We start from the raw sequence: 13,067 nt of genomic DNA, 5'->3' as shown, positions 1-13,067 counted from the left end.
AAAAGAAAATAAGAGTCTTAATACAGATATCGTATCACTTTAGGGGGAGTAAACAACGTTAAAGCAAAGATTTGTAATAGATACTACAGCTCTGACCGATCTTCAGACTCGGGAAATGATGGGGATAGATGATCTTTGTGAGGGCATGCGTACAATACTGGACCTGATAGCTGAATCAAGACTTCACCTACAGATAAGCTGTTATGTCCCGTTCCCGTCCGTATACAAAGAGCTTCATGAGTTTGCAAAGAACAACAATTGTGATGATGAAGTCATTGCAAAGATCGATACATGGCTCGTTAAAAAAGCACCTGACAGGCATGATGTGAAGATTACATCCCATATTTTCCACGAGTATGTGGCATACATGCGTGAGCGTATCAACAAAGGCATGAACGTGGCAGAAGAAGCCATCAGGGAAGCATCCGTACAATGCCTTTCTGTCAATCCTGATGTGGATGCCGGCTATGACATGGATAATGTGATCGATCGTGAGCTTATTGGTGGCATTGTAGGCAAGTTCAGGAACAAGTACCGTTCAGCACTTCGCTATGGCATTCTTGACAGCGCACCGGATATTGATGTGCTGCTGCTTGCAAAGGAGCTGGATGCCGCAGTTGTTGCAAGTGATTATGGTATCCAGAAATGGGCAGAACAACTTGGGGTCAGGTTCGTACCTGCAACAACATTTCCCATGATGCTTCAGGAATATCTTAAGCACACACCTTCGAAGGGGAACGACAGAAAGTGAGTTTTAAGCACCAACGATGAACGAGACCAATGCGAAGAGCATTGCGAACTTGAAGAATTTAGAAGAGCTTGCAGCGTCATTCTTTCCAAGTATCTGGTAGACCGCTATAAGGAAGAATATGTCTGCAATTGCCACAACAAAAATGTATCTTTCGTTCAGTATTGATTGAAAATATGGAACGGGGCTTGCAAGCATAGCAATAAAACCAAAAGATGCAGCCATATAAGATGCTTTCTTTGGCCCGATAAGGATCGGCAATGTTCTTGCACCTTCTTTTTTGTCACCTTCTACATCCTCGATATCCTTTACTATCTCACGTGCGATGGTAGCAAGCGTTGCCAGCAGGAAAAGAACGATCACAGCCTGAAGTCCGTCCATCCCAAAAACGGCACCACCGAAAAGGAATGTGGAACCTGTAAGGTAACCGACCGAAGCATTACCGAAGAAGGGGGTACGTTTCAGGTTCTTTGCATAGAGTATCAGAACAAGTGAATTGAGCATGGCAATGATGCCACAGAGCATATTGACAAGAAATGCCATTGCAACCCCTGCACCAAAAAGTATGAGAGAGAAATAAAGAGCGCTCTTTAATGAAACCCTTCCAGAGGGGATTGGCCTTGAAGGTTTGTTCACGGTATCGATGTCGATATCGAAATAATCGTTAAGCCCGTTTCCGGCACCTGTCACGAAAAAGACGATGAAAAACACAAGCGATGCATCATACAATGAAAGGGATGCAGCTGAACCTGCTGATGAAAGAATGTTATACGCTATCAGGACACCAACCAGTGCAGCAAAAGCTGCCATTGAACAATTGCCGGCACGCATCAGCTCGAGATAGGATCGCATCTTTATGTCCCCATTAAGTAATGTTACCTGCTACGCCTGACCTCTAACATACGATCAAGGGACTGTTTTGCACGCAAGCGGATATCTTCCGGTACGGTCACAACGTGTTCCATGTTCTCCAGTGAACGCAGTACTGCTTCCAGGTTTATCATCTTCATGTCAGAGCAGAAGGCAAATTTAGAAACAGGATAGAATCTTTTTTCGGGGTTCTCAAGTTCCAGCTGGTGCATTATTCCCTGCTCTGTGGAAATGATAAAATCATTGCATGAAGAATTCTTTGCATACTTCAACATACCCGTGGTACTGAACACATGATCTGCATCCTCAAGTACCTGGGGACGGCATTCGGGATGCGCCATTATTTCTGCATCCGGATGATCGTGCATAGCCATCAGAGCATCTTCTTCAAGGATCTGGTTGTGCACAGGGCAGTAACCGTTCCACGGAATTATCTTCTTGTCAGTGTGCTTTGCAACATAAGCTGCAAGGTTCTTGTCAGGAACGAAGATGATCTCATCCGCATCCAATGAATTCACAACATCCACCGCATTGGCAGATGTACAGCAGATATCACTTTCGGCCTTGACATCAGCCCTCGTATTCACATAGCATACCACCATTGCATCAGGATGTTCTTTTTTCAGCTCACGGAGAGATGGTACATCCACCATTGCTGCCATGGGGCAATTAGCATCTGCATCCGGCATAAGCACGGTCTTTTCAGGAGAGAGGACCGCAGCGCTTTCAGCCATGAAGCTTACACCGCAAAACACGATCACATCGGCTTCCTGATCAACTGCTTCCTGACTCAATCCAAGGGAGTCGCCTACAAAATCTGCAATATCCTGAACCTCATCGCGTGCATAGCAATGAGCCAAGATTACGGCATTGCGCTCTTTTTTTAACAATCTTATCTTATTGATGATGGTTTGCCTGTCCTGCATATGATCACTTGATTTTTCAATTTAGTCGCTGATTACGACATGTTAATGGACCGCGCTACAATAACCAGATAAGGATTTAACATTTTTCCCCATCGGACCTATCATGTGCCGACCTGAAGGGGAGATGCGATCTTTTTCAAAGTGGAAATGGCTGACAAGGCAGCCAGATAACTTGTTTTGGGGTTTGTCGGGGCCGGGACGTTCTCCACACGGCTTGTGAACATTCCGAACTCTCCTTCCACGGTAATTTCATGGATGTTTCTTGAAAGAGCAGGATTTGCAACGATCTTGACCTTTGTGTTATCAAAACCGATACCTGCAATGCTCAGGGAAGCTGCAACGTTAACATTGGCAGGAAAAGCTTTGACAGCTTCGGATGCCATGCCATCAAATATCACGGTCTTTCCTGTGATAGCATCAAGGTCTATGTTGTTCTGGATAACATGGGGTGCTCCTGCAAGGCTTCTGGGGTGCTTCTCAGTGGTCAGTGTCACCGAATATATCGTTTTTGCAGATGCAGATTTTAAGCCATCCAGCCCTGCAATTGCTCCTGAGGGAAGGTATATCTTGCAGTCATACTCCTTTGCAAGGTCAATGGTAGTTTTAAGGAGATTCTGGTCAGCAAAAGCTCCTACACTTATCGCCATAACATCACACTTTGCATGGAGAGCAGTAGGAACTACTTCGTAGACTGCCTGCTGGGAAGCACATTCTACCACAAGATCAACGTGCTTTACCATCTCTGCGATCTCAAGAACTTTCGGATCCATGTTCCTGAGCTGCTTTTCCAAATCAATTGTTGCCTGTTCGTGTCTGTCATATACTGCATACAGTTCGACATCTATGTGGCCGGAATCGATAGCTTTACAAAGCTCGGTACCGATAGCTCCACATCCGAACACTCCGATCTTTAGCATTCTGGACTCCTTATGAATATCTTATTAATTCGATTATGGTTAGTTGAATGTCGGTCGACCTATAAGTTCGACCATGATATTCCAAAATACTCTAAAAGCATATAAACCTCTTGAGGCATTAATATATGTGGTAATATGATACTGAACTGTGAGATAGAACGATTCATCAGTGAAGATCTTGGGGCTAACGATATTTCCTGCACCCTTGTTCCTGAAACAAAGATCAATGCGATAATTTTTGCAAAAGAGGATTGTGTTGTCGCAGGGATCGAAGTTGCACAAAAGATAATGGAATATTTTGCTATCCAGACACATACGGAACTTGTGGACGGGGATGAGATCGAAGCAGGGGACACTATCTTTAAAGTAACTGGAAATTCCGTAGCAATCTTGCGCGCCGAACGCCTTGTCCTGAACTTTCTGGGACATCTGACCGGAATTGCAACACTGACCCGCAAATATGAGAAGATCGTCAGACAGTATTCGGATACAAAGGTGGCCGGGACCAGGAAAACAACGCCTGGAATCCGAAAGTTCGAAAAACTTGCTATTATTGCAGGCGGAGGAGACCCTCACAGGTTCGATCTCTCAGACGCCATTATGATCAAGGACAACCACATAAACGCTATGGGGTTGGAGAACGCGATCATTTCCGCCAAAAAACTGGCTGGATTCACACAGAAGATCGATGTAGAGGTCGAAACCGCAGAAGATGCGATCACAGCAGCACGACTGGGTGTCGATATTATCATGTTCGATAACATGTTACCCGGACAGGTGATCCATGCGCTGGAAGAATTGAAGCACGAAGGGCTCAGGGACGATGTTATCATTGAGGTTTCAGGAGGCATAAACCTGGACAACATTTCAGAATATGCCAAAACAGGTGTTGATGTGATATCCGTGGGATCACTGGTTCACAGATCACAGTGGACGGATGTCAGTCTTGAGTTTGTAGAAACTGATACGTGATGCCATTATCACAAACTATTTATTGGATTCTTATATTGTATTGATGCTGGTAGAGTATATACTATAAAATACTAATAAATAGCAATTTACTTTTGCGTCGAGGGAATTATGTTTCGGTCTAAAAATTTGTTTGTGACGATAGTGGCAATAACATTGATAGCTTTGATGTTCACATCGAGTGCATCTGCCAAAGATATCCTGTTCAATGGAACCATAGAAGAAGGGGATGGATACCAGATCAATAATATTGTGATCGATGTGGCCGAGGTCTTTGTAGATGCCGGGACCTGCGTCTTTAAAGTGTACGACCAGGATGAACTGATACATGATAAGATGCTTAACGAGGGCAATTCTTACTCTTTTGACGTGGAAGAAGGAACTATTGAATTCACATTATACTCCGTGATCGGGGGACTGGTCCCACATGCAAAAATATCTATTACCATAGATGATGACGATTCTGTTTATCTGGAACAGGTAGTTGATGGTGGTCATGATAAAGCAAAGTATTCGGGTACACCTGAACTGAAGATCACAAAGGAAGTAAGTTCCTACAGTGTGGAACAGGGCGAGGTCGTCACGATCAAAGTAGTGGTCAGGAATGACGGAGACGGAAGAGCTACAGAAGTTCGTTTCACTGATCCAAAACCTGCCGGGTTCATATTACAGGAGATTACTCTTGAAGAAGCAGGTCCAATGTCAATAGACAAATATGAAGAAAGGACCATTTTCCTCTATAAGCTGCAGGCAAATGAACCAGGTACATTTGAACTTAAACCCACTGTTGCAACATTCTCCAATGAAGCAGATCTGGACTTCCCACAGGCTACCTCGAACAGACCTGTTGTTACGGTCACCGGCGAAGAGAAAGTAGCAGAACTTGAGTTCTCCACTTCAATGAACACCAGAAGCGTGCAAAGAGGCGACGATGTAGAGGTCACGATCAGTATCAGGAACACAGGTGAAGCCTCTGCAAATGGTGTCGTATTGAACATCCAGATCCCCGAAGGACTTGATTTTGAAAGCAGCAGTGATAACATTGAAATGATCAACAATGTACCAAAAGTGTATATTGAGAATTTTGGCCTGAACCAGGAAAAAGAGATCAGATACAATATCAAGCCAACTGAAGTGGGAACTTATACCATTACAACAGAATATTCATACCAGTATGACAGTGGCAGTTCCACAGGACCAGAGGTTGTCAGCGGGGAGCTAACTACAAACACATTCACTGTGGCAAAAGGTGAATATGATGTGCTTTTCGAACAGCCTTTGTATGTGTATGCCATCCCATTGGTAGTCATTCTTGCCATCGGAGGATGGATCGTCTATCGGTCCAGACAATACAGGTACTGATCGCCAGCTAACTTCATAATGAACGTTTCAAGAGAGATTAAATCCGGAGGAATTATTTGCTCAATATACTGGTCATAGGAAATGGTCAATGTGGTAACCGTATCCTTGATGCGATAAACAAAGAGGCTTTTGGTGGTAAAAGCAAATTTGCAAAGTTCTACTCACAGCAGAAATACAAGAGCAATGTTGAGACAATAGCAATCAACACTGCAATGAACGACCTGAAAGAGATGAGGTTCACCAAAGCAAAGGACAGAGTACATATTCCTCACCTTCACGGAGTCGGTGCAAACCGCAATGTCGGCAAACAGGTCTTTGAAGAGAACAAAGCAAACATCATGCGCCAGATCGAGGAAAGGGGAAACTTCGATATCGGTTTTGTGATCACGTCTGCATCAGGCGGAACAGGATCATCCTTTACACCTCCACTTATCGAGGAACTAAAGAAGAGTTATGATTTCCCGATCTATGCGGTCGTCGTCCTTCCGTTCAGAGAGGAGGGTACACTCTACCTGCAGAATGCTGCATTCTGCCTGAAGGATATACGTGACAGCGGCGTGGACGGTATAATACTTGCCGACAACCAGTTCCTCAAACAGATTGGAGGAGATGTACAGTCAGCATACAACAGCATCAATGATATGATCGCAAAGCGCATCTTATTCCTTATCGATGCACTGGATAGCGAAATGATGATGGTGACCGATCTTGGTGACTTCAAGACAGTTATGAGTGGCGGTGCAGGGCTTGCAACCATCGGTTTCTATGAGGCCGATAAGGGAACGCCCATCAAGTCAGCGATACAAAAAGCACTTTCACCTTCCGGACTTCTGTTCTCCACTGATGTTTACAAGGAAGGTAGCAGGGCAATGATCATCATAAAAGGTGACAAGTCATACCTGAGCATTGATGAGATATCCACTGAAGTGGAAAAACTTTCCTCATCGGTTGGTCACGTTTTCAAAGGCATCATTGTCAGGAAAGGAGAAACGCCCCAGGTACTTGCTGTGCTGACACTTGAAGTTGCAGAAGAACTTGAGAACCTTTATTCTGTTGCCGTAGATGCGATCCATCAGGAACGCGAAAAGAAAACAAGGATTACCGAGCAGAAAGGAGTCGATAGGGCATTTTCCCAGATCGATGGGCTTGAGCCTGATTATTAAGCATTCCATAATATCCCTTTAAGGGATATTTTATACTATTTTTGAACTTTTTTGTAACTATTTCAGCTTTTTTATAGGCAGCTATTACAAGAGTTGAGTATCTCATCAGAAGACTATTGCTTGCTCATGAGAGAGCACCATTCATTATAAATAATCCTGAAAATAAAAGAATGTGCACAGACCTAACACAACGCAGGCATAGTATGACCAGTGAACCCAACATAATCGAGATACGAGACCTTACCAAGATCTATACCGATGGTCTTGGGGTCAAAGCGCTTGACGGACTGGACATGACCGTTAAACGCGGAGAGTTCCTTTCAATAATCGGTCCTTCAGGATCAGGAAAGAGTACTTTACTTCACATGATAGGCATACTGGATACGCCTACCAGCGGGACCATCCTGATAGACGGGGAAAATGTAACTACGATGTCTGACAGGGAGCGTTCCAGAGCACGCAACGAAATGCTGGGCTTTATTTTCCAGTACCATCACCTGCTGCCTGACTTTTCTGCACTTGAGAATGTGATGATGCCTCTGCTGATAGCAGGGAAAAGCAAGCGTGAAGCTGAAAGGATCGCACGCGATCTTCTGAAAGAAGTTGATCTCGAAGATAGAATGGATCATAGGCCGAACCAGCTATCAGGGGGCCAGAACCAGAGGGTTGCCGTAGCCCGTGCGCTGGCAAACAGTCCAAAGATAGTCATAGGTGATGAACCCACAGGCAATCTGGACAGCCATTCCAGTGATAAGATATATGAGCTTCTAAGGAAGCTTAACAGGGAACATGACCAGACCTTCATACTTGTGACCCATGACGAGAACATGGCTGCAAAGACTGAACGTATCGTACGGCTGGTAGATGGAAAAATAGTCAATGAATGATCTATAACGGTGGAAATATGGAATATAGTAAAGGGAATATAGGAAGGGTCTTTACCGTAAGGATAGACACGGGAGAAGATTTGCTTGAAGAACTCGAAGGACTCGCTGAAAAAGAAAGTATCACATCTGCAGTTTTCATCCTGCTGGGTGCTGTTGCTAAAGCAAACCTTGTTGTCGGTCCAAAAGAGAATGCAATTCCACCCGAACCTATGTGGGTGAATTACTCTGACCCCCATGAAGTCATAGGGATCGGAAATATCTTTTCAGAAGAAGGAAGACCAAAGATACACCTTCACACCTCTGCCGGTCGTGGCGATAATGTGAATGTTGGATGCATGCGTGGGGAAAGTGAGGCTTTCATGGTGCTTGAAGTATTCATACTGGAAATATCCGGCATGGACGCTAAACGCGCTTTTGATACTGCAAAAGGATTTGCCCCAATTACGTTCGGAGCAATGAAATAAGAAAAGCTAAAGTCCTTAAGACTTCAAGATCAAATAGCCATCCCCAGGAGATCCTGAATGATCTTCAGCTTTTCCTCGTTCATTTTCAATATCTTCGACTCATAGACCTTGATTATATCTGCAAAGTCCACTTTCAGTGAATAATATTTTGCAGGCCTTCCCCTGCACTTTGTCCTTTTATCATCCCTTTCATCTATCCATCCACGTTCGTAAAGTGAGCGCATGGCAACGCTTACCTCCGGTTGCCTCAGCCCGGTGGCCCTCTCGATGTCCTGCGAGCTCAATTCCTCTACATTGAAAAGACAGGCGATCGAAAGCGCTTCGATCCTCGGAACGTCAATACTTTGCAAAAGTGATGATACTTCATACCCTTCATCATCCATTAAAATAATATTTTCACTCCCTATATACAATAATAATGCTACACCATTATAAATTTATGCTGTTGAGAATGTTGAGTACATAAGGAAACTATAACATTAGAACCCTGAAACAACAAATGCGGTAACGATATATACTGTAATGTACGATTGGTCAATAGAACGTTCTAATGGTGGAAAACATGAGCTATATTGGCGAAGAAGCAAAGTATACAATTGAAAAAGTACATGCCAGGGAAATCCTTGATTCCAGAGGAAATCCTACTGTTGAAGTCGATATCTACACTAGCCGTGGATTTGGAAGGGCAAGTGTGCCTTCCGGGGCATCGACCGGAAGTAATGAGGCACTCGAGCTAAGGGACAAAGAGGATGATCGTTACAACGGGAAAGGTGTACTTGATGCAGTTGAAAATGTTAACTCCACCTTTGCAAAGGAACTGCTTGGAATGGACGTTCGCAACCAGCGTGAGATCGATGAACTGATGATCGCACTGGATGGAACCGATAACAAGATGACCTTTGGTGCCAATGCGATCCTAGGTGTTTCCATGGCCGTTGCAAAAGCAGCAGCTGATTCACTTAACATGCCACTTTACCGCTATCTTGGTGGAACCAACGCGTTCGCACTGCCTGTACCGACCATGAACGTGATCAACGGTGGAAAGCACGCCGGTAACGAGCTCTCCATACAGGAGTTCATGATACAGCCAAAGGGAGCAGACACTTATTCCAATGCTTTGAGAATGGGAACCGAGACCTACCATGCACTGGGCAAGGTCCTTGAAGATAAATACGGTGCATCCGCAACCAACGTTGGATATGAAGGAGGATATGCACCACCGATCTCAATGACATCCGATGCACTGGATGCCCTTGTATCTGCCATTGATGAAGCAGGATATACCGAATCCGAGATCACCATCGGTCTTGATGCTGCTGCATCAGAGTTCTTTGAAGATGGCAAATACTCCATCGATGGAAATATGCTTACACCTGCTGAACTTGTGGATTATTACCTTGAACTTATCGACACCTATCCGATCCTTTCCATAGAGGACCCATTTCATGAAGAGTCATTCGAAGACTTTGCAACACTTACCAGTGAGGCATGGGACACCATTATCGTAGGTGATGACCTGTTCGTGACGAACGTGAACCGCCTTGCAAAGGGTGTTGAAATGGATGCTGCAAATGCACTCCTGCTCAAGATCAACCAGATAGGTACGATCTCCGAGTCATTTGATGCCGCAAACCTTGCACTTCGCAATGGATACAGCGTTGTGGTAAGCCACCGCTCCGCTGAGACAGAAGATCCAATGATCGCAGACATTTCTGTTGCAATTGGTGCTGACCTAATCAAGACAGGAGCACCTGCAAGAAGTGAGCGCACTGCAAAATACAACCAGTTACTCAGAATAGAAGAAGATCTCGGAGATTCTGCACGTTATGTGCAGCTCTGATCTTTTTTATTTTGATTTAATTCAATTTTGAATTTATTTTAAACTTATATTAAATTTAGATTAAATTTGTTTTTAACTTAATTTTCTAGATTTAAAAATCAAAGAGGGAACTCTGCGTTTTCTGATCCGCCTGTTGAGCAGATGCTTCGGTTCCTCTGCAGGTCTTTCTTACAGTTTCGACCTTTTCTTCAGGAGATCTATCGAAATCAAAGAGACCTTTTTGTTTTGAATCGTGGTTCAGGGTAGCCACATCAACCCCAAATACGCCAAGAATACGCTCCACAGGTGGCAGCATCTGCTTCTGTATGTAGTAGTCCACATCCAGAGTTATATTGTGCTCACGGACATATTCAGGATCCTCTGCCCTATCTACGAAAAGACCTTTCCCTGCAGTAATAACAAATGGTATTCTCTCACCAATGGCCGGGCGAACACCTGTGCGCCTCTGGATATTCTCCACCACGGTAAGATGGGGTTGTTTGTTCTTGTAGCTTGAAGGGGACTTGGAGAAACTCTTTGTAAGCACAAGGTCCTCAACAATATCAGCATCCTTCTGTACATCCAGATTGCGCACCCTGTCAACAAGTTCCCTTACATGACGAACAGAGCCATCAATGTCACCTTCTTTTAGTACAAGTTCCAGTACCCTGTTGAGCATCTTGGATGTTAGCTCACACCAGTCACGACGTACCGTTTCAAGTCCCTTTACCTTTATCTTATCTTTCCAGCCGTCGTTCGTTGGCTCAAATATCCACTGCGCATATCGTTTTTTGGCTATCAGAAGAACACGCTTTGCAGCTGCCTCAAATTCGAGCTCCATGGGATCAGGCAACGATGCTGTGACAATGCTTGCGACCTTTCTTCCCACCAATGCGGAGTCTTCAAGTGAGAACTCACCTTCTGCGAACTCCTCGTCACAATCGTTCCTGCAATGAACAAAAACACTGTCCGTATCACCGTAAGCTACGGAAAGTTTCACTACCTTATCATCCTCTCTGGAATCACTGACCTCATCTGTGAGATAAGCTACATTATCCCTGAGAAGTATCCTGCCGATCTTGTTGCAGACGATATCTTCGGTCCTTGCTATGTTCCCCCTGCCTATACTTGTCACAGAATTGGCCATCTGGAGGCTGTAGAGCCTTGCACGGGCATAACCAGAATAACCATAAAAACTGTTAAGCAGGATCTTCAGGGCAAGCTGTGTTGCATCAAGAACACGATATTCCCCTTCATCGCTCGCCTTTTTCATCAATTGCTTTGTACTGATCCTCTGATCAAGCAAATGTTCCAGAACTGATGGCACAACGCCTTTGAATATGTCGGGCTTAACGAATTCTCCCTTTGAAGGAGACCTGATAATATCTTCTTCAGGATATGTCCCAGGTTTCACAACAGTTGTATAACAGAGGTTGTGAGCCATCATAATGGTAGGATAAAGGGATTTGTAGTCCAGAACGATAACATTCTCATGCAGCCCTTTCTCAGGTTCAAGAACTGCACCGCCTTTAAGGCCCTCATTCTGCTTGCGCCTGAAAGCTGAAGTTTCATCATCCGGCTTTGTGGACATGACCCTACCCTGTTTACCGAACTCCGTCATCAGGATATGCTCCACCATATTGGTCTGCCCACCACTGACCGTATCCTGAAGCAGGACACCGCTGACCCTTGATAAAGCAATATACTTGTCCAAAAGCTTGAGCTTAAGCAAAAGCTCAAGGGCAAGCTCGGAGTCACGCCTGGAATAATCGATGAACTTCCTGATCTTCTCACCGGAATCGTTCCAGTGCTCTTCCATATCCGCCGGTGCAACGTCCAGTTTTTCCCTGTCGAGCAGTTCCTTTGAAACGTTACGCAGGGTGTACCTTTTCAGGCTGAACTGTTGCCTGATAAGAGGAAGCGCATCCACGACCACCCTTCCGGGTATCGACACCATTGTGCGGCTTATGATCTTACGATAACTGAGCTGCCTCGAATCCCTTCCGACAACCGATCTTATACCGCCACCGGATTCGTTCAGGGTCTTCACCCTGTCAACGATATAGGGAACATCAAAATCATTTATGTTATAACCGGTGATCACATCGGGATCATATTCCGTGATGATCTCAAAGAACCGGTTAAGGAGATCGGCTTCTTCCGTGAACATCTCAACGTCATCACTAACACCTTCCACCTCTTTCTTGACAAGTACAATAGTACTGTGCCCCTTGTAAGCCGGCTCAAAAGCAAAACTTACCATGATAATGGGAGAAACATCCGGCGTAGGCATTCCACCGTCATGAGGCAGGCATTCGATATCAAAGGCCATATACTTTAATGAAGCGTTGGCGATCCTGTCAACTTCGGTCAACTCTGAAGCTCTCATGACATGGTCACAGAGCAGATCACCTTTTGATACATCGGCATCTGTTTCTGCACTGACCCATCCCATGCCTTTGAAACCCTTGTCTATAAGGAACCTGTTCCTGAACAGGATATCCGTTTCATATATCTCCCTGACACCCGGCATTCCTGCCACTTCATCCCTTATCTCAGGAACGTTGCGCGGGTCAAATGTGGTGACCTTTAGCATCGGTTGCTTTGTTTCCTGATAGCCTATTGGCTCGAACCTCTCGACCACTTCAATGTCCTTTACAACATCGAACCTGTCCTTTATTGTCTGACCCAGCTTCTGGAGGTCACCTGATGCACTCAGATAAAAATAAGGCTCAAATCCCGGAACAAGACAGCAGACGCTCTTCCCATCGTCGGACCTGCCAAAAAGGCGTACTACAGGTCGATCTTCTTCACGGAAATAATCTGCATCCAGGATCTGGAAATTCATGGAACTACTTAATGTGAAGGCATAATATATGCTTTGTTGTCAAAGCCAAAACCGAAAATAAAACTGATAGCAAAAAACAAAATTAATGAAAGGC

General features: G+C 44.7%; 12 protein-coding genes. 7 read left to right on the top strand and 5 right to left on the bottom strand.

Going from position 1 to position 13,067, the window contains the following annotated elements:
• Positions 1-115: 115 nt before the first annotated feature.
• Positions 116-751: an RNA ligase partner protein gene (locus E7X56_RS09925; RefSeq protein WP_244603485.1), complete on the top strand. Its 636-nt coding sequence runs from the start codon at positions 116-118 to the stop codon at positions 749-751.
• Positions 752-754: 3 nt separating this feature from the next.
• Here the strand turns inward: E7X56_RS09925 and E7X56_RS09920 are convergent, their stop codons facing one another.
• The 3 genes from E7X56_RS09920 to E7X56_RS09910 all read right to left on the bottom strand — a co-directional run bounded on the left by E7X56_RS09920 (position 755) and on the right by E7X56_RS09910 (position 3,461).
• Positions 755-1,600: a geranylgeranylglycerol-phosphate geranylgeranyltransferase gene (locus tag E7X56_RS09920; protein ID WP_135606601.1), complete on the bottom strand. Its 846-nt coding sequence runs from the start codon at positions 1,598-1,600 to the stop codon at positions 755-757.
• 23 nt (positions 1,601-1,623) lie between these two features.
• Positions 1,624-2,544: a quinolinate synthase NadA gene (gene nadA, locus E7X56_RS09915; protein WP_135606600.1), complete on the bottom strand. Its 921-nt coding sequence runs from the start codon at positions 2,542-2,544 to the stop codon at positions 1,624-1,626.
• Between the two features lie 101 nt (positions 2,545-2,645).
• On the bottom strand, positions 2,646-3,461 hold the full coding sequence (locus E7X56_RS09910; protein ID WP_135606599.1) for an aspartate dehydrogenase: 816 nt from the start codon (positions 3,459-3,461) through the stop codon (positions 2,646-2,648).
• A gap of 135 nt (positions 3,462-3,596) precedes the next feature.
• Here E7X56_RS09910 and nadC point away from each other — a divergent pair, with 135 nt between their 5' ends.
• From nadC to E7X56_RS09885, 5 genes are all read left to right on the top strand, one after another.
• Positions 3,597-4,433, top strand: coding sequence for a carboxylating nicotinate-nucleotide diphosphorylase (nadC, locus tag E7X56_RS09905; protein WP_135606598.1), 837 nt, complete (start codon positions 3,597-3,599; stop codon positions 4,431-4,433).
• A gap of 108 nt (positions 4,434-4,541) precedes the next feature.
• Positions 4,542-5,792 carry a DUF11 domain-containing protein gene (locus tag E7X56_RS09900; protein ID WP_135606597.1) on the top strand — a complete coding sequence of 417 codons (1,251 nt, stop codon included), beginning with the start codon at positions 4,542-4,544 and terminating at the stop codon, positions 5,790-5,792.
• Positions 5,793-5,848: 56 nt separating this feature from the next.
• Positions 5,849-6,955: a cell division protein FtsZ gene (locus E7X56_RS09895; protein ID WP_135606596.1), complete on the top strand. Its 1,107-nt coding sequence runs from the start codon at positions 5,849-5,851 to the stop codon at positions 6,953-6,955.
• Positions 6,956-7,158: 203 nt separating this feature from the next.
• Positions 7,159-7,842 (top strand): ABC transporter ATP-binding protein, encoded by a 684-nt coding sequence (locus E7X56_RS09890; protein WP_135606595.1) that lies wholly within the window; start codon positions 7,159-7,161, stop codon positions 7,840-7,842.
• 17 nt (positions 7,843-7,859) lie between these two features.
• Positions 7,860-8,306, top strand: coding sequence for a PPC domain-containing DNA-binding protein (locus E7X56_RS09885; RefSeq protein WP_135606594.1), 447 nt, complete (start codon positions 7,860-7,862; stop codon positions 8,304-8,306).
• Between the two features lie 29 nt (positions 8,307-8,335).
• Here E7X56_RS09885 and E7X56_RS09880 read toward each other — a convergent pair whose 3' ends face one another.
• Positions 8,336-8,689: a transcriptional regulator gene (locus E7X56_RS09880; RefSeq protein WP_135606593.1), complete on the bottom strand. Its 354-nt coding sequence runs from the start codon at positions 8,687-8,689 to the stop codon at positions 8,336-8,338.
• 179 nt (positions 8,690-8,868) lie between these two features.
• On the opposite strand from E7X56_RS09880, the gene eno reads away from it, so the two are divergent.
• Positions 8,869-10,146, top strand: a complete 1,278-nt coding sequence (gene eno, locus E7X56_RS09875) for a phosphopyruvate hydratase (protein WP_135606592.1) — start codon at positions 8,869-8,871, stop codon at positions 10,144-10,146.
• A gap of 91 nt (positions 10,147-10,237) precedes the next feature.
• Here the strand turns inward: eno and E7X56_RS09870 are convergent, their stop codons facing one another.
• The gene (locus E7X56_RS09870; protein ID WP_135606591.1) at positions 10,238-12,973 is read right to left on the bottom strand and encodes a DNA-directed DNA polymerase; all 2,736 of its coding nucleotides are present in this window, start codon (positions 12,971-12,973) and stop codon (positions 10,238-10,240) included.
• Between the last annotated feature and the right edge of the window lie 94 nt (positions 12,974-13,067).

The sequence above is a fragment of the Methanococcoides sp. NM1 genome (genome assembly GCF_900774285.1).
Taxonomy (GTDB): Archaea; Halobacteriota; Methanosarcinia; order Methanosarcinales; family Methanosarcinaceae; genus Methanococcoides; species Methanococcoides vulcani.
The sequence above is the reverse complement of the archived record's forward strand: the minus strand, read 5'-3'. Positions and strand labels throughout refer to the sequence as shown.